The sequence below is a fragment of the Martinezella sp. CNPSo 3795 genome (genome assembly GCF_057784475.1).
Window position 1 is genome coordinate 96,159 of the sequence record NZ_JBXSOQ010000010.1, and the last position, 15,945, is coordinate 112,103.

The 15,945-nt window shown below is 59.1% G+C and carries 16 protein-coding genes; 10 read left to right on the forward strand and 6 right to left on the reverse strand.

Translation table 11 applies throughout. The features are described 5' to 3' along the window. Positions 1 to 77 precede the first annotated feature (77 nt). Positions 78 to 863: an SRPBCC family protein gene (locus AC13QY_RS24260; RefSeq protein ID WP_037136187.1), complete on the forward strand. Its 786-nt coding sequence runs from the start codon at positions 78 to 80 to the stop codon at positions 861 to 863. A 73-nt stretch (positions 864 to 936) separates the two neighbouring features. Here AC13QY_RS24260 and AC13QY_RS24265 read toward each other — a convergent pair whose 3' ends face one another. From AC13QY_RS24265 to AC13QY_RS24280, 4 genes are read right to left on the reverse strand one after another with little or no spacing between them, the layout of a single operon-like run. Beyond that, a complete protein-coding gene (locus AC13QY_RS24265) occupies positions 937 to 1,911 on the reverse strand; it encodes a branched-chain amino acid ABC transporter permease (protein ID WP_488494027.1) in 975 nt (324 codons plus the stop codon). Position 1,912: 1 nt separating this feature from the next. Next, a complete protein-coding gene (locus tag AC13QY_RS24270) occupies positions 1,913 to 2,800 on the reverse strand; it encodes a branched-chain amino acid ABC transporter permease (protein WP_488494028.1) in 888 nt (295 codons plus the stop codon). Between the two features lie 34 nt (positions 2,801 to 2,834). Continuing rightward, the gene (locus tag AC13QY_RS24275) at positions 2,835 to 3,539 is read right to left on the reverse strand and encodes an ABC transporter ATP-binding protein (protein ID WP_051264204.1); all 705 of its coding nucleotides are present in this window, start codon (positions 3,537 to 3,539) and stop codon (positions 2,835 to 2,837) included. Beyond that, positions 3,532 to 4,290: an ABC transporter ATP-binding protein gene (locus tag AC13QY_RS24280; RefSeq protein WP_028754285.1), complete on the reverse strand. Its 759-nt coding sequence runs from the start codon at positions 4,288 to 4,290 to the stop codon at positions 3,532 to 3,534. Before AC13QY_RS24280 ends, AC13QY_RS24275 begins: the two co-directional genes overlap by 8 nt. 270 nt (positions 4,291 to 4,560) lie before the next feature. On the opposite strand from AC13QY_RS24280, the gene AC13QY_RS24285 reads away from it, so the two are divergent. From AC13QY_RS24285 to AC13QY_RS24325, 9 genes are all read left to right on the forward strand, one after another. Further along, entirely contained in the window at positions 4,561 to 5,769 is a 1,209-nt protein-coding gene (locus tag AC13QY_RS24285) for an ABC transporter substrate-binding protein (protein ID WP_488494029.1), read from the forward strand. Between the two features lie 83 nt (positions 5,770 to 5,852). Then, positions 5,853 to 6,620 carry an enoyl-CoA hydratase-related protein gene (locus AC13QY_RS24290; protein ID WP_488494030.1) on the forward strand — a complete coding sequence of 256 codons (768 nt, stop codon included), beginning with the start codon at positions 5,853 to 5,855 and terminating at the stop codon, positions 6,618 to 6,620. Between the two features lie 66 nt (positions 6,621 to 6,686). Further along, positions 6,687 to 7,442, forward strand: a complete 756-nt coding sequence (locus AC13QY_RS24295) for an SDR family NAD(P)-dependent oxidoreductase (protein WP_488494031.1) — start codon at positions 6,687 to 6,689, stop codon at positions 7,440 to 7,442. A gap of 23 nt (positions 7,443 to 7,465) precedes the next feature. Further along, positions 7,466 to 8,986 carry a class I adenylate-forming enzyme family protein gene (locus tag AC13QY_RS24300; RefSeq protein ID WP_488494032.1) on the forward strand — a complete coding sequence of 507 codons (1,521 nt, stop codon included), beginning with the start codon at positions 7,466 to 7,468 and terminating at the stop codon, positions 8,984 to 8,986. A gap of 22 nt (positions 8,987 to 9,008) precedes the next feature. Next, positions 9,009 to 10,169 carry an iron-containing alcohol dehydrogenase gene (locus AC13QY_RS24305; protein ID WP_488494033.1) on the forward strand — a complete coding sequence of 387 codons (1,161 nt, stop codon included), beginning with the start codon at positions 9,009 to 9,011 and terminating at the stop codon, positions 10,167 to 10,169. Further along, on the forward strand, positions 10,169 to 10,606 hold the full coding sequence (locus tag AC13QY_RS24310; RefSeq protein ID WP_028754291.1) for an acyl-CoA thioesterase: 438 nt from the start codon (positions 10,169 to 10,171) through the stop codon (positions 10,604 to 10,606). Before AC13QY_RS24305 ends, AC13QY_RS24310 begins: the two co-directional genes overlap by 1 nt. Before the next feature lie 32 nt (positions 10,607 to 10,638). Further along, a complete protein-coding gene (gabD, locus tag AC13QY_RS24315) occupies positions 10,639 to 12,099 on the forward strand; it encodes an NADP-dependent succinate-semialdehyde dehydrogenase (protein WP_028754292.1) in 1,461 nt (486 codons plus the stop codon). After that, positions 12,096 to 12,683: an adenylate kinase gene (locus tag AC13QY_RS24320; protein WP_246790712.1), complete on the forward strand. Its 588-nt coding sequence runs from the start codon at positions 12,096 to 12,098 to the stop codon at positions 12,681 to 12,683. Before gabD ends, AC13QY_RS24320 begins: the two co-directional genes overlap by 4 nt. Positions 12,684 to 12,731: 48 nt before the next feature. Continuing rightward, entirely contained in the window at positions 12,732 to 13,688 is a 957-nt protein-coding gene (locus AC13QY_RS24325) for an XdhC family protein (protein WP_488494034.1), read from the forward strand. Positions 13,689 to 13,798: 110 nt separating this feature from the next. On the opposite strand, the gene AC13QY_RS24330 is transcribed toward AC13QY_RS24325, so the two are convergent. Together AC13QY_RS24330 and AC13QY_RS24335 are read right to left on the reverse strand one after the other, a co-directional pair. Then, positions 13,799 to 14,455 carry a nucleotidyltransferase family protein gene (locus tag AC13QY_RS24330; RefSeq protein ID WP_028754294.1) on the reverse strand — a complete coding sequence of 219 codons (657 nt, stop codon included), beginning with the start codon at positions 14,453 to 14,455 and terminating at the stop codon, positions 13,799 to 13,801. A 551-nt stretch (positions 14,456 to 15,006) separates the two neighbouring features. Next, positions 15,007 to 15,834, reverse strand: coding sequence for a phosphogluconate dehydrogenase C-terminal domain-containing protein (locus AC13QY_RS24335; protein WP_488494035.1), 828 nt, complete (start codon positions 15,832 to 15,834; stop codon positions 15,007 to 15,009). Positions 15,835 to 15,945: the final 111 nt, after the last annotated feature.

The following is a 15,945-nucleotide window of genomic DNA, read 5'->3' on the forward strand; positions in this document are numbered from 1 at the left end:
TAAAAAGAGAATGTCAAGCACGCTGCTCGCGCCGTGCGGGGCGTTCCCGTTCCGATGACAGTTGAGGAGGATTATCCATGGAAATGTCTGGCCAACAATTGATCCCGGCCACCAAGGAAGAGGTCTGGGAAGCGCTCAACGATCCTGAGGTGCTCAAGGTCTGTATCCCCGGCTGCCAGGAATTGACGAAGTCATCTGACACGGAAATGGCTGCCGTCACGGTCATGAAAGTCGGGCCGGTCAAGGCACGGTTCCAGGGGGCGGTAACACTGTCAGATCTGGATCCTCCAAATGGCTACAAGATAACCGGCGAAGGGCAGGGTGGCGTTGCTGGATTCGCCAAGGGGATTGCTGTAGTCAAGCTTTCCGCAACGGATGGCGGGACCGTATTAGACTACATCGTGGACGCGCAGATTGGCGGAAAGCTTTCGCAACTTGGCGGTCGATTGATCGACGTGACGGCGAAACAAATGGCCGGCCAGTTCTTCAAGCGATTTGCCGAGGAAATTCAGGTGCGACAAAACCCGCAGGAGGCCTCCATGGCCGCGGGGTCGGTAGGCGCCGATTCAATGCCGCTACAGGCCAAAGCCGGTTCGTCGCAGTTGGATATGCCTGCGCTGCCCGTTGTTCGACCTCGCGCCCAGGCGGCAGCGACGGCCGGCTCCGGCGTCTCGCTGCCGGTGCTTGGGCTGGTGGTCTTTGCTTCAGTGTTTGTCGCCCTTTGGGTCGTCTATGGTGGGTTGTTGCCGAGCCTTTCTTCCGCGCCCGATCTGCCGGCGCGCATCTCGCCCGATCTTGCCAGCATCGTTCAGCTGGTCATGGCGGCGAGTATCGGCTACCTCTTCGGGCGAACGTCAAAGTAGCCTTTCCCCGCCCCAGCAAAAAAGCCGAAGCGCGAGCTTCGGCCTTTTAATTTTTGCTTGCACAGGAAGACTTCTATTCGCTCCTACGTCGCTCCAGTAGGAGCTTAAGTTCGCCGAACACGCCCCGTCTGAACATCATCACACAGACCACGAAGAACAGGCCGATGATGAATGTGATGGGCAGCCCACTGGTCGACAGGAAATGCTCGAGCCCGAGGACAATTGTTGCGCCGACGATCGGGCCAATGAGCGTTCCCATGCCCCCGAGAAGGGTCATCAGAATAACTTCCCCGGACATGTGCCATGTGACATCGACCAGCGATGCGAGCTGGAAGGAGATCGCTTTCAGTGAACCGGCAAAGCCCGCCAGAGCTGCTGAGAGCGTGAATGCGATCAGCTTGTAACGCTCCGGCTTCAGGCCCAGCGAGATAACACGCGTTTCGTTTTCGCGAATTGCGGACAGCGTATGCCCGAAAGGCGACTTGACCGCGCGCCAGATAACGAGGAGACCGATGACCGTGCCGCCGAGCACGGTGTAGTACATTGCGGTGATGTTCCTCAGATCGATCAGGCCGAGCAGATAACCGCGGGGCACAGCCTGAATGCCGTCTTCACCGCCTGTGAACGGCATCTGGACCGCCATGAAATAGACCATCTGAGCAAGTGCCAGCGTGATCATGGCGAAATAGATGCCGTGACGGCGGATGGCAAGCGCTCCAAAGGCGAGCCCCAGCAAGGTCGCAAACAGCGTTCCAGCCAATACCGCCAGTTCGAATGGCCATTGCCATACCTTTGCAGCCTGGGCCGCGATGTAGGCACCGCCGCCGAAGAAGGCGGCGTGTCCGAAGGACAGAAGACCTGCATAGCCGAGCACAAGGTTGAAGGCCGCCGCGAACAACACGAAGCAGAGGATCTTGATGAGAAAGAGCGGATAGACCACGAGTGGCGCAATCAGCATGATACCCGCAATGGCGAGCATCAGGATGCGGCCGATCATCTGGCCGTGACCGGAGGTGGTGGCCGCATTGGAAAAGGTTGCGCTTTTCATGTCATGCCTCCCGGCTGAACAGGCCAGCTGGCCGGATGAGGATCACGAGCACCATCACGACGAAAACCGCGATCGAGGAGGCTGCCGGGTAGAATGTCTTGGTGAGGCCTTCGATGATACCAAGACCAAGCGCAGTGACGATCGCGCCGCGGATCGACCCCATGCCACCGATCACGACGACGGCGAAGACCGTGATGATGATGCTCGAGCCCATGCCGGGGCTGACCTGATAGAGAGGTGCCGCGAGCGCGCCGGCAAAGCCAGCGAGCCCGACGCAGAAGGCATAGGTTAGCGTCAGCATGAGTGGCACGTTGATACCGAAGGCCTGGACCAGCGACGGGTTTTCGGTCGCCGCCCGCAGATAGGCGCCGAGCTTGGTCCTCTCGATCGCAATCCAGGTCAGCAGACAGATAATGAGCGAGATGACGATTACCCACGCGCGGTACATGGGCAGAAACATGAAGCCGAGATTGATGCCGCCCGTCAGTGCCGCTGGAACTGGATACGGTTTTCCGGCTGCGCCGAAGACGTGTCGGAACAGACCTTCCAGCATCAGCGCGATGCCAAATGTGAGGAGCAGGCTGTAGAGATGGTCCATGCGATAAAGCCGCCTCAGAAACAGCTTTTCAACCACAACGCCGGCGAAACCGACCAGTATGGGGGCCGCGACGAGTGTTCCCCAATACCCAAGACCGAGCCTCGACAGCATGTACCAGGCGACGAAGCCGCCCAGCATGTAGAACGCTCCATGGGCGAAATTGATGACGTTAAGCATGCCGAAGATGATCGCCAGCCCGAGGCTGAGCAGAGCGTAGAATGAGCCGTTGATCAGCCCGAGTAGCAGTTGGCCGAGGAGAACGGGTATCGGCACCCCGAGAAAATCTGTCATGTGATTTTGACCTGTTGAAGTGGGCGCATGGCAATCAAACCCCCAGATATCGGTTTAGCCGGTCCATGTTGGCGTCGAGCGCATCATTGGAGATTTCGTCGATGACCTTTCCTTGGTCGAGGACGAAGTGCCGGTCGGCGACGGAGGCCGCAAAGCGCAGGTTCTGTTCGACGAGAATGATGGTCATGCCGCGATCCTTGAGGATGCGCAGCCCCGCGCCGATCTCCTCGACGATGACGGGGGCGATGCCTTCGGTCGGCTCATCGAGCAGGATGAAATCGGCGCCGGTGCGCAGGACGCGTCCGATCGCCAACATCTGCTGTTCGCCGCCTGAAAGCCGCGTGCCGGGCGTGGTGTCGCGGCCCTTGAGATTCGGGAAGAGGCTGTAGATTTCCTCTACACTCATCCCGCCCGTTTGCCAGGCTGGCGGGAACATCAGATTTTCGATGACGTTCAGCGTTGAAAAAATGCCGCGCTCCTCCGGAACGTAGCCGATGCCGAGCCGGGCGACTTTGTGCGCCGGTGTCCGCAAAAGATCGACACCTTTGTAGATGCTGCTGCCGGCCCGCTTGCTGACGACGCCGATCAGGCTGCGCAGGGTCGTGGTCTTGCCGGCGCCGTTGCGGCCGATCAGGGTGACAACCTCGCCCTTCCTGACGTTGAATTCCACGCCGTGAAGCACGTGGCTTTCGCCATACCAAGCCTGAAGATTGCTGACGTTTAAAAGTGTTTCAGCCATGGGTTCCTCCCATATAGGCCTTGCGAACTTCGCTGTTCGTCGAGACGTCAGCATAGGTGCCCTCGGCAATCACCTCCCCGCGGCGCAGCACCGTGATCGTGTCGGAAAGATCCGCGACGACGCCAAGATTGTGCTCGACCATCAGCACCGTGCGACCCGTGCCAACGCGGCGGATCAACGCCGCCGTCCTGCCGATGTCTTCCGTGCCCATGCCGGCCATGGGCTCGTCGAGCAGCAGCACGTCCGGTTCGAGCGCGAGCGTCGTCGCCAGTTCCAGCGCACGCTTGCGTCCGTATGAAAGCTCGCTGGCTTTTGTCCGGGCCTTTTCGGCGAGACCAACGCTTTCAAGGAGCGCCATCGTCTCTTCGTCAAGGCGTTCCAGACACCGGTTGGACTTCCAGAAGGAGAAGGTTTCCCGCTCGCGGGCCTGCAGCGCCACGCGCACGTTTGCAAGGGCGCTGAGGTGCGGAAAGACCGACGAGATCTGGAAGGACCGGACGAGGCCAAGCCGGGCGATGTCGGCAGGCGCCATCTGTGTAATGTCGCGACCCTTAAAAAATATCTGACCGGAGCTTGGCGAAAGAAACTTGGTCAGCAGATTGAACAGCGTGCTTTTGCCGGCGCCGTTCGGTCCGATCAGCGCGTGGATGGTCCCCGGCCGAATCTGGATGTCGACATTATTGACGGCAATGAAACCGCCGAACGAGCGCGTCAAACTACGCGCCTCGATGATGGGTGCGTTCTCCGGCACGAGTCCTCCCTACCGGCTTGATTTTCTCCTCCGGTGGCCGGGTCGAAACCGGGCCACGTGCCTCATCTAGTAGAAGAGGCAATTTCAGAAAAACACATAAAGTCTAATAATGCAAGCTTGCGTGACGGCGAAAACTCTGCTTATCTTACTCAGGCATAAGGGTGCAGCGCACCATAACGCCGGTTCTTAATCAGAAACAAGTATGATAGCGCAAGTTTAACGTCGGCACTTGAGGAGGAGTTCCAGTGCCGCATCTGGGAGGATGGATTGATGAAGCATCTGCGAATTTTGCTGTCTTGCACGGCGGCTTTCGCCGCTATGGGAATGGGTGCCCAAGCACAGGAATCGCGGCCGATTCGGATCGGCGTCCTGACCGATGTCAGTGGCCAGTTCTCGCATGAGGCGGGCGAGGGGGCGATTGCTGCGGTGAAAATGGCCGTTGAAGATTTCGGCGGCAAAGTGCTCGACCGTCCGCTGGAAGTGGTCGTGGCCGACCACCAGAACAAACCTGAGGTCGCCGTCTCCACCGCTCGGGAGTGGTACGAGTCGCAAGGCGTGACGATGATCAACAATCTCATCAATTCTGGTATCGCGCTGGCTGTCACGCAGGTTGCCAAGGACGAAGACAAGATCGCGATCGTTAACGGATCCGGCTCGTCGCGTTTGACGAACGACGGCTGCACGCCAAACAGCATCCATTACTCGTACGATACCTACGCACTGGCCAATGGCACCGCGAACGAACTGATCCGGGAAGGCAAGAAGAACTGGTACTTCCTGACTGCCGATTATGCCTTCGGGCATGCGCTGGAGGCGGATGCAAGCCAGATCGTCAAAACCAACGGTGGCACTGTTTCGGGCGCGGTTCGCTATCCCATTGAGACCTCCGACCACAGCGCCTTCATGCTGCAGGCGCAGGCTTCGCCTGCGGATGTCGTTGCGATGGCAGGGTCCGGAACGACCTTCGTCAATGCCGTGAAATCCGCCGCCGAATTCGGTCTTGCATCCTCGGGCAAAGCCGTGGCCGGCCTGCTCGTGTGGGATACAGACGTCCATTCACTCGGGCTTGAAACCGCACAGGGCATGATCCTGACCAACGCCTTCTACTGGGATCGCGACGAAGAAACCCGTGCCTTCGCCAAGAAATTCGAGGCGCTTGTCGGCCGTCCGCCACATATGGGCGATGCGGGCGATTACTCCTCGACGATGCATTACCTTCAAGCGGTAAAGGCTGTCGGAACCACCGACACGAAGCAGGTGATGGCGAAGATGAAGGAAACACCGGTCAATGACTTCTTCGCCAAGGGCGGCAAAATCCGCGAGGACGGCCGCATGGTGCATGACATGTATGTCTATCAGGTCAAGACACCGGCTGAATCGAAGAGCGAATGGGACCTTCTGAAGCTTGTCACCACCATTCCAGGCGATCAGGCCTTCCGTCCTCTCTCCGAAAGCCAGTGCCCTCTGGTCAAAAAGTGACCCAAAGACGTGCCCGGCTCTCCTGCGCCGGGCACACCCAAGCATCGAACCCGGTTGCGATCGGCAGGAAGAGATGAGCAGTCATGACTGACATTAAGGTCGAGAAAACTGATGGCGTCGCCATCGTTACACTGAACAGGCCCAACCAACGCAATGCCGTGACCTATGCCATGTGGTGCGAGGTTGCCGAGCGGTTCCGCCAGTTCGACTCGGATCCGGATGTCCGCGCCATTCTGCTAACCGGGGCCGGCGCGGACTTTTCCGCCGGCGCCGATATCAACGAGTTCGATGCGGTAAGGGGCGGTGCGGAGGAAAGTACGCGTTACGAGGTCGCCGTCGACGCTGCGGGCGATGCCATCTATGACGTCTCGAAGCCGACGATCGCGGTGTTGCGCGGCTATTGCCTTGGTGGCGCCGCACATCTGGCCATGTCCTGCGATTTCCGCATTGCAGAACAAAGCGCCGTGTTTGGTATTCCTGCCGCCCGCTTGTCGATCGTCTATGGCGTCTCCGCGACACGCAAACTCTTTTCGCTCGTTGGTGTCACAGAGGCGAAAAGAATTCTCTATTCGGCTAACCGTTTTACCGCCAGTCAGGCGCTTGGCAACGGCTTCATCGACACGCTGGCGGATGATGCCACCGCGGCCGCCTTGGAGCGCGCCAATGCCATGGTCGCGAATGCACCCCTGACGATCAAGGGCGCGAAGTTCATCCTCAATGGCTGCGCCCGGGGCGCTCTCGACCGCGCCGAAGCTGAGAGGCTGATCGATCACGCAAGTTCCAGCGACGACTACGCCGAGGGACGCAAGGCCTTCGCCGAAAAACGGTCACCACGATTTACGGGCCGCTGAAGGCCTGTTTTCAACGAACCCATCAATCCGCTGCAAAGGCAGCATCTCATCCCAAGGAGACATTCAATGGAAACCAATCTCAAGGGCAAGGTAGCGCTCGTCACGGGCGGCGGCCGCGATGTCGGCGGCGATATCGCGAAAGCTCTTGCGGCCGAAGGCGCCATGATTGCGGTAAATTACGCCCGGTCGAAAGACGAGGCCCAAGCAGTTGTGCAGTCAATCGAGGCTGGCGGCGGCAAGGCGAAGGCGTATCAGGCGGATATCAGCGATAATGCTCAGGTCAAGACGATGGTCACCGCGATCAAGTCGGACTTCGGAACGATCGACATCCTCGTCAATAATGCTGGTTACGTCAAATACCAGCGCTTTGTGGATTCGACGCCGGACGAATGGAGAAAACAGATCGACGTGTGCCTCTATGGGGCGATCAATTGCTGCCACGAGGTTGCGCCAATGATGATCGCCCAGAACTCCGGCAGGATAATCAATCTCGTCGGCGACAGCTCCCGCATCGGCGAGGCCAATCTTGCTCTGGCGGCGGCGGCGCGTGGCGGCACGATCGCGCTCGGCAAGTCGCTTGCTCGGGAATTCGGTCGCAACAACATCACCGTCAACACCGTCTCGCTCGGCCTGATCGAGACCTCGCACTCCGATCCCGACTTCCTCGAAAAGAACCGCGAAAAGATCGTCAAGGCCTATCCGCTGCGGCGAATCGGCAAGCCTGACGACGTGGCGCCGATGGTGGCTTTCCTTGCCTCTGGCGCATCCTCCTGGGTAACCGGTCAGGTCATCAGCGTCAACGGCGGCTTTGCGATGGTCTAACCGGAGGAAGGGGAGGAACTGAAATGATACACTTCGAGCTCATTGCACCTGTCGGAGAGATTCTTCGGCGGAACGCTCGCCTGTACGCGGAGAAATTGGCATTCGAGGACAAGACGAGATCAGTCTCCTATGCGGAGCTTGACCGTGAAACGGAGGGCCTGGCGGCACGTCTGATCGCTCTTGGTCTACAGAAGGGTCAGGCGGTCGCGATCTATCTGCCGAATTCCGTCAATTGGGTCGTGGCATGCCTCGCCGTGGTTAGGGCCGGCGGCGTGGCGGTCCCGATCAGCATTGAATCGACGGAAGCCGAAACATGCTATCGCATCACCGATTCCGATTGCGTTGCCGTCATTACTCTACCGGACCTGCGCGCGGCGACCGAGTCCTTGCTGCGGCGGCTGGATCGGAGCGCCGTCCTCATCACGGCGAACGATAATGCCGTCTTCGATCTCGTGAACTCTGTCGACTTCGAAGACGATCAGGACGTCGACCGCCACGCCTATATCGTCTACACCTCCGGGACGACAGGCCAGCCAAAGGGCGTGCTGCTCTCGACGCGGTCGATGCTGTGGGTCACAAGTGCGTGCTGGGCTCCGATCGCTGGGATGAACAGTAACGATGTCGTCCTCAACACGCTGCCGCTCTACCATTCCTATGCCCTGAATATCGCGGTGCTGTCGATCATCGCGACCGGTGCCAGCGAATACATTATGGAAAAATTCTCCACAACGCAGGCGACAGAACTCCTCCGCACAGGCCGCTTCACGTTCATGCCCGGCGTGCCGACGGTCTTTCATTATTTCCTGTCGACCTGCCAGGCGAGCAATGAGAAGCTCCTCGACTCGGTCAGGGTTTGCGTGTCGGCCGGCGCGATCATGCCCGGAACCCTTAATCACGATTTCGAAGAGTTTTTCGGCGTGCCCTTGCTTGACGGCTATGGGATCACCGAAACATCGACAATGGTGACCATGAACTGGCCCGGCCGCTGGCGGGTCTCCGGATCGTGCGGTCTGCCGCTTCCGGGGCTCACGGTACGCCTCGTAGATCCAAACACCGGTCTCGATGTACCGGTCGGCATAGAGGGTGAGCTGATCTGCAAAGGGCCCAACCTGATGCAAGGTTATCACAACAAGCCGCTCGAAACGCAGAAGGCTGTGGTGAACGGTTGGTATCATACGGGTGATCTTGCCAGGAGCGATGAGAACGGCTTTCTGACGATCACCGGCCGGCTCAAGGAACTCATCATCCGCGGCGGCCAGAATATTGCCCCCGCAGAGGTCGAGGAAACAATCCTCCTTCACGACGCGATCATGGATTGCGCAGTGATTGGAATGCCTCACACCATGCTCGGGGAGGTTCCCGTCGCCTGCGTGGTGCTGAGGTCGGCGGACCTCTTCGACCAGAACACCCTGCTGCGCCACTGCAAGGAACGCCTGTCCGCCTACAAGGTGCCCGACCGCGTGTATGTCGTCAACGAAATTCCCCGCACCGGCTCCGGCAAGATCCTGAGGATCAAACTCAGGGAAAGCCTGCCCGGCGCATGATGCAGTACCATAGGAGATGCCCATGAACCCGTTTGTTTTCAGCACGACCAGCCAGATCGTGTTCCGGCCCGGCGCTTCAGCGGAAATCGGTGGTCTCGTCAAGCCGAAGCTCGGGAACCGGGTCCTGTTCGTCACCGACCCTGGGTTGCGCAAGCTCGGTCTTTGTGATCCGGCGCTGACGTCGCTTTCTAAGGCCGGCATCGAGACGACCGTTTTTGATAGTGTCGAGGCGGATCCGTCGCTTGCGACTGTGCTTGCAGCCAGCCATGCTGCGAAATCCGCCAGCGTGACGGGTGTTATCGGCTTTGGAGGCGGCTCGTCACTCGACGTTGCTAAGGTTGCAGCATTGCTCAGCGGATCCGGCGAGGACATCGAAGGCGCCTGGGGCGTCGGCAATGCCAAAGGGCCGCGGCTGCCACTTGTTCTCGTGCCGACGACTGCGGGGACTGGCTCGGAAGTCACCCCTGTGTCGATCGTCACCGTCCAGGGCGACGAAAAGCGGGGTGTATCCTCGCCGATCATCCTTCCCGACATTGCCATCCTCGATGCCGATCTGACCGTCGGTCTGCCGGCGCACATCACGGCTGCAACGGGGATCGACGCCATGGTGCATGCCATTGAGGCCTATGCGTCCAGGAACGCCAACAATAATCCGCTGTCGAAGATGCTTGCCCGTCAGGCGCTTCAATTGCTCGGCGCAAACATCGAGAAAGCGGTTTTCGATGGCAAGGATCGTGACGCCAGAGGTGCCATGCTGCTTGGCTCGATGCTGGCCGGCCAGGCATTCGCCAACTCGCCCGTGGCGGCCGTCCATGCGCTTGCCTATCCGATTGGTGGGACTTTTCATATCCCGCATGGGCTCTCCAACGCGCTCGTGCTGCCACACGTCCTGCGCTTTAACGCACCCGAGGCTGCGTCCCTCTATGCGGACATCGCAGCGGACGTCTTCCCCGATCTCGCGTCGGAACAAAGCACCCAAAGCCGCTGCGCCGCTTTCATCGAGCGGCTTGCCGATCTTTCCTCGAAGCTGGGATTGCAGCCTCGCTTGCGCGATGTCGGTATCGGTGAGGAGCACCTCGCCGCCATGGCGCGCGATGCGATGAAGCAGACGCGGCTTCTCGTCAACAATCCGCGTGACGTCAATGAGGCGGATGCGCTTTCGATCTATAAGGCGGCATGGTGATGGCAGAACGCGCAGCGCCCGCAAGCAGGTCCTCCTACAAGGTCTTTCGCACCATCGCGACGCGCTGGTCCGACAATGACACCTACGGTCACATGAACAATGTCGTCCACTACAGTTTGTTCGACACGGCCGTGAACAGCTTCCTGATCGAAAACGGCGCCTTGAATATCAAAGACGACGCGCATGTCTTTCTCGTGGTCGAAACGGGTTGCCGGTATCACGCTGAGATGACGTTTCCCGATATGGTTACCGCCGGAATTCGCGTTTCGAGACTAGGCAGCTCATCGGTTCGCTACGAGATCGGACTGTTTCGAAACGACGAAGACACGGCGTCTGCGGAAGGCTTTTTCGTCCACGTCAATGTAGACCGCATCTCGCGTAGGCCGAGCCCGTTCGGCGACGCGGCCCGTCGGCTGCTGGAACCGCTCGTCGTCTGAGCAAGAACAAATTTCACGAAAGGACAGTCAAAATGGCAGCACTCAAACTCAAGGATCCATCCCTTCTGCGCGGCCAATGTTTCATTGCGGGCGAGTGGCTGGACGCTGATGACGGCCAGGCGATTGATGTCGACAATCCGGCAGACGGCACGACGATCGCTACCGTTCCGAAGATGGGCCGCACCGAGACCAGACGAGCCATCGCGGCGGCGGAGGCGGCATTGCCGGCCTGGCGCGCACTGACCGGCAAGGAGCGGGCGGCGATCCTGCGCAAATGGTTCGAGCTCCTGATGGAGAACCAGGACGACCTCGCCTCCATCATGACCGCAGAGCAGGGCAAGCCTTTTCCGGAAGCCAAAGGCGAAATTGTCTATGCCGCGTCTTATATCGAATGGTTCGGCGAAGAAGCAAAGCGCGTCTATGGCGACACTATTCCGGCTCCGACCGCGGACAAACGTATCGTCGTCATCAAACAGCCGATCGGGGTGTGCGCAGCGATCACGCCATGGAATTTTCCGGCTGCAATGATCACCCGGAAAGTCGGACCAGCGCTCGCCGCGGGCTGCACGATGGTGATAAAGCCGGCGAGCCAGACGCCATTGTCGGCGCTAGCCCTGTGCGTGCTGGCCGATCGGGCCGGCGTGCCGAAGGGCGTGTTGTCGTGCGTGACCGGATCGGCCTCGGACATCGGCGCTGAGTTGACCTCAAATCCCACCGTTCGAAAGCTGAGCTTCACCGGTTCGACGGAGATCGGCAAGGCCCTGATGGCGCAATGCGCGCAGACGGTCAAACGGACGTCAATGGAGCTTGGGGGCAACGCGCCGTTCATCGTCTTCGACGATGCCGATGTCGAAGCGGCGGTCAAGGGTGCGATTGCTTCAAAATATCGAAATGCCGGTCAGACCTGCGTGTGCGCCAACCGCTTTCTGGTCCAGTCAGGAATTCATGACGCTTTCGTCAAGCGGTTGGCAGAAGTAGTGTCCGGCCTCAAAGTCGGGAGCGGTTTTGATGAAGATGTCCAGATCGGTCCACTGATCGACGACAAGGCCGTCGCGAAAGTCGAGGAGTTGGTCTCGGATGCCGTCGGCCGTGGCGGCCGTGTCGTGGCAGGAGGACGCCGCCACGCCCTCGGCCACCGCTTTTTCGAAGCAACGGTCCTTGCCGATGTATCGCCCGATGCTCAGATCTTCGCTGAAGAAATCTTCGGGCCTGTTGCGCCCGTCTTCCGTTTCGACACCGAGGAGGAGGCGATCCGCCTCGCCAACAACACCCAGTTCGGGCTGGCCGCCTATTTTTATGGCCGTGACATCGCGCGCGTCTGGCGCGTCGCCGAGGCGCTCGAATACGGCATCGTCGGCATCAACGAGGGTCTAATCTCGACCGAGGTCGCTCCTTTCGGTGGCGTGAAGGAAAGCGGCAACGGTCGCGAGGGATCGAAGTACGGCATGGATGATTATCTAGAGATCAAATATATGTGCATGGGGATTTCATGATGGTCAATCTGGTCCTCATTGGCCCCCCGGGAGCCGGGAAAGGGACGCAGGCCGAGCGTCTCGTGCGGGACTACGGGCTTTTGCATATCTCCACCGGAGATCTGCTGCGCGAGGCGATCAGAGCAGAGACATCGCTCGGGCTTGCGGCCAAGGCGGCAGTCGATAGCGGGACACTCGTCCCGGATGAGGTCGTAGTCGACCTGGTTGAACAACGTTTGTCTGACAGAAAACCGGAACAAGGATTTATCCTGGACGGCTTTCCGCGAACGGTTGCGCAGGCCGAGGCGCTAGAGCGCCTGCTTTACAGCCTAAACAGGCCGCTCGATCACGTCGTCATATTCGATATCGCGATCGACCTCCTCGAAGCGCGGATTGCGAAGAGAGCCGAACAGTCGCGCGCCGTCGGCGCTCAAACACGCTCCGACGATAACGCCGAGGTGTTGAAGAAAAGAGTCGAAGAGTTTGCTCGCGCTACGGCGGCGTTGTCGCCGTTCTACGAACATCGCCGGTTGCTTCGTCGTGTTGACGCTGCGGCCGGCATTGACAACGTCGCCGCCCAAATCGGCGCTTTGCTGGAGCGGTGAATTAAGTCTGGTGGTGAACTTCTGACCAATATTGATGGGAGGTCGCTAGTGACCCGGCAGGATTTTTGTGAGAACGATGTGGTGGTCCCGACGGTCGCGCTTGTGACAGACGAACCGGCCAGAATCCTGCGCTATGCGCGCGATTCTTTTCTTGCCGGTGTCCCAGTTGCCTTGGTTACGCTGGTTGAGGTTCGCGGCGGCGCGGCGCGCGCGGTTGGAGCACAGATGGCAGTGCGAGGAGACGGCCGATACTGCGGCTTTGTCTCCGGTGGCTGTACCGAAGCAGCCATTGCCGCGGAAGCTGTCGAGGCTCTGCGCAATGGGCGTGATCGATTCCTGCGGCTTGGAGAAGGTTCGCCATTCTTCGATATCGTGCTTCCTTGCGGGGGAGGGATCAACCTCTCAATTCACATCCTCAAAAATGCAGATCCGGTGGGCCAGGTTTTGTCACATCTGGCCTCCCGACGCCCCGCTAGTCTTCGGTATACGCCTGGATCAGAATCAATTGAGTTCGGTGGAGAGGGCAGCCGGAACCAAATCGGCTGGTTCGACGGAACTTTCATTACGCGCTACCAGCCGGTCATCCGCCTCCTTCTTTGCGGACGATCGGTCGAACTGGCAACAACCGCCGCTGTGGCGACGGCGGCCGGCTATCAGGTCGAGCAGATGGACCCGACCATCGAAAGTAATGCGTTCGCTTCTAAGATTGACATGTTTTCCGCAGTTGCGTTGCTGTTCCACGACCTTGACCGGGAGTTGCCATTGCTCCAGGGCGCGTTGTCCTCCGATACATTTTACATCGGCGCTCTGGGAAGCAGGCGGACCCACGAGAAACGGATCGCCTTGCTTCGCAAGCATGGCTTTGATGACGCGGATATCGCCAGGATCAAAGCGCCGATAGGCATCTTCGACAAGGCCAGAGATGCTTCATCGATAGCGCTTTCTGTAATTGCCGACATCGCAGCGACCAGAACTTTGGCTCAACAGGGATGGGCGGAAGGATAGATGTTCGACTCCGTGGCCCCGGCTATGATTGGTTCCGAGCTGTGTCAGAAGCATCGCGCATTGTCGGAATAGTTCGGGCGGCGTCGCGAACACACGAGAGATCGATCAGATTACGCTTTCAGTATTCCGCCAGCGGCGCGTATCGCCTCGGGCGTGTCCACGTCCAGCAATGCAGCTTCCCCGATCTCTACGGAAACGATTGGCAGGCTGGACGTTTCTATAATCTGACGAGCTCCAACATCGCCTTCGAGGTGCGCCACCGCCTGGAACAGCGATTTTGGAAGTATAACGGGATTTCCCGGCTTGCCGTCTCCCGTCGCGCGGACGACCACTTCGCCATCGGCGATACTGAAAGCCGCAATAAGCTGATCCAGATCGTCGCTTGTCAACCCAGGCATATCGGCGAGCATGACCAACACCGCATCTGCTCCTAGAGCATTGCAGCGTATAACCCCTGAAGCAAGTGATGTTGCCATCCCTTGCTCGTGTATCGGGTTTTCGACACACTCGACAGCCAAGCCATCGAGCGCACCTTCAATTTCAAGTCGGCGATGGCCTGTGACAACGATCACAGTATCGGCAGTCGAACCGAGCGCCACCTGGGCGGAACGTCGTACGAGAGCAGTGCCGTTAAATTCCGCAAGCAACTTGGACGCACCTGCCTTTCCTATTCGACTGGAACGTCCCGCCGCAAGCAAGATAACGAAAACACGGGGATCGAGAAGGCGCTCTTTGGGTCGCTGATCATTGTCTTCTCTGTTAGACATTGTTTCTCCTACCATATCCGTGCGCGCTACCCGTCAGCCTCTGTGCGTCCGGCGCTCCTTGAGCCTGCAATACCCTATGATTGAGATCAATGGCCGGATTCAATGTTAAGAGGACGCCGTCGCTTTGTCGCAAAGGAATTGTTCGATCTGTCAGGCGACCTCGTCGGCTTCGGTGATCGGAACGCGGCGTTCAACCTGTCGACCGGTCGTGGCGATGAGTTTGCGTATGGCGGACGGCCCTATCCGAGCGACAGACCGAAGCCCTCTGTCCCACGGGACATGTTCACGCCCGATCTTCGTATTGATGCCCTGAAGGTGCAAAAGCAGAAATTCACTGATTTGCGTTTGCAAGCCAGAGGTCGGAGGTTCGGAATTGGTTCAACTGCAAAACGTTGGCTGAAAGGAGGCTCGCGCGGCACGCGGCTTTGCGGAGCGTGTCAGGATTGGCACCAGTCCTCATCCGCGGATTGGAGGCGCGTCCAAGTGTACGCCGCAGTGACGCGATATCCGATAGATTCTGCGGTGCAGACCTCGAGCGAAAAGAGGAATCGTCAGGTGATGCGCCGGATGCTGTCGGCGATTTCCTTGGGCTCGAATACTTTCTTCCAGTCGTCCCTCATCAGAGCAGGAATGCCAAATTCGATCGCCTTGTTGCACGCGTCTGAGAAGACACCAGGCGTTTCCTCGAAAATCACCGCGCCTAGGACGTTCAGGTGGCCGAGCAGGAAATCCCGAGCCGCTTCCTTCGGGACTCCCCGTGCGACGCATTCGTCCATGGCCTGGCGCATGACGACAAGGAGCGAAGCGCAGACCGTTTCCGACAGGCCGGGTTCGAGCAAGGCGATTTGTTCAACCGTGACCCGGTGCGATCGCATGACAGGTGCCCAGATCACTTTGGCCACCTCTTCCCCAAGAGCATAATGTTCTTCGGGGCCTTGCATCAGCGCGGAGACTATGTGCTGCTTGGCCGCCATTCCTCCGAAGAAATCGCGCTTCGCGTGCGGGTCCGTCTCGTCGTTGAAGATCGGAGGATGGCATGGATGGGTCACGAAGTACGTGAGGTCCGGACGATCCGGCAGGTGTCCGGCCGCCGGAGCCGCGGCATCGAGCGCAATCACCATCGTGCCCGGTCGGAGTTTCGGCTCAATGCTCGAGGCCACTTTGCCTATTGCCGTGTCCGGGACGGCCAATATGACCACGTCGACGCCCTCAAGCGCCTGATGGACATCAACGGCGCGGATGCCAAGTTCTTTCTCGAGGCGAGTTTTGCCGCTGGCGCCCACTTCAACGTGGCGGACGTCGAACCGCGAGCCCTTGAGATTTTTCGTCAGCCGGCATCCCATTTTTCCACCAGCCCCGAACAGTGCAACTGAAGTCATGATCTCACCTCATTGAATGATATGACGTTATACCTTTTCCAAGACTAAAACAGCAAGTTGTTGACACCGATCCGACCGCATTGGTGCTCTTCGCACTTTGTCAGCGCCGGC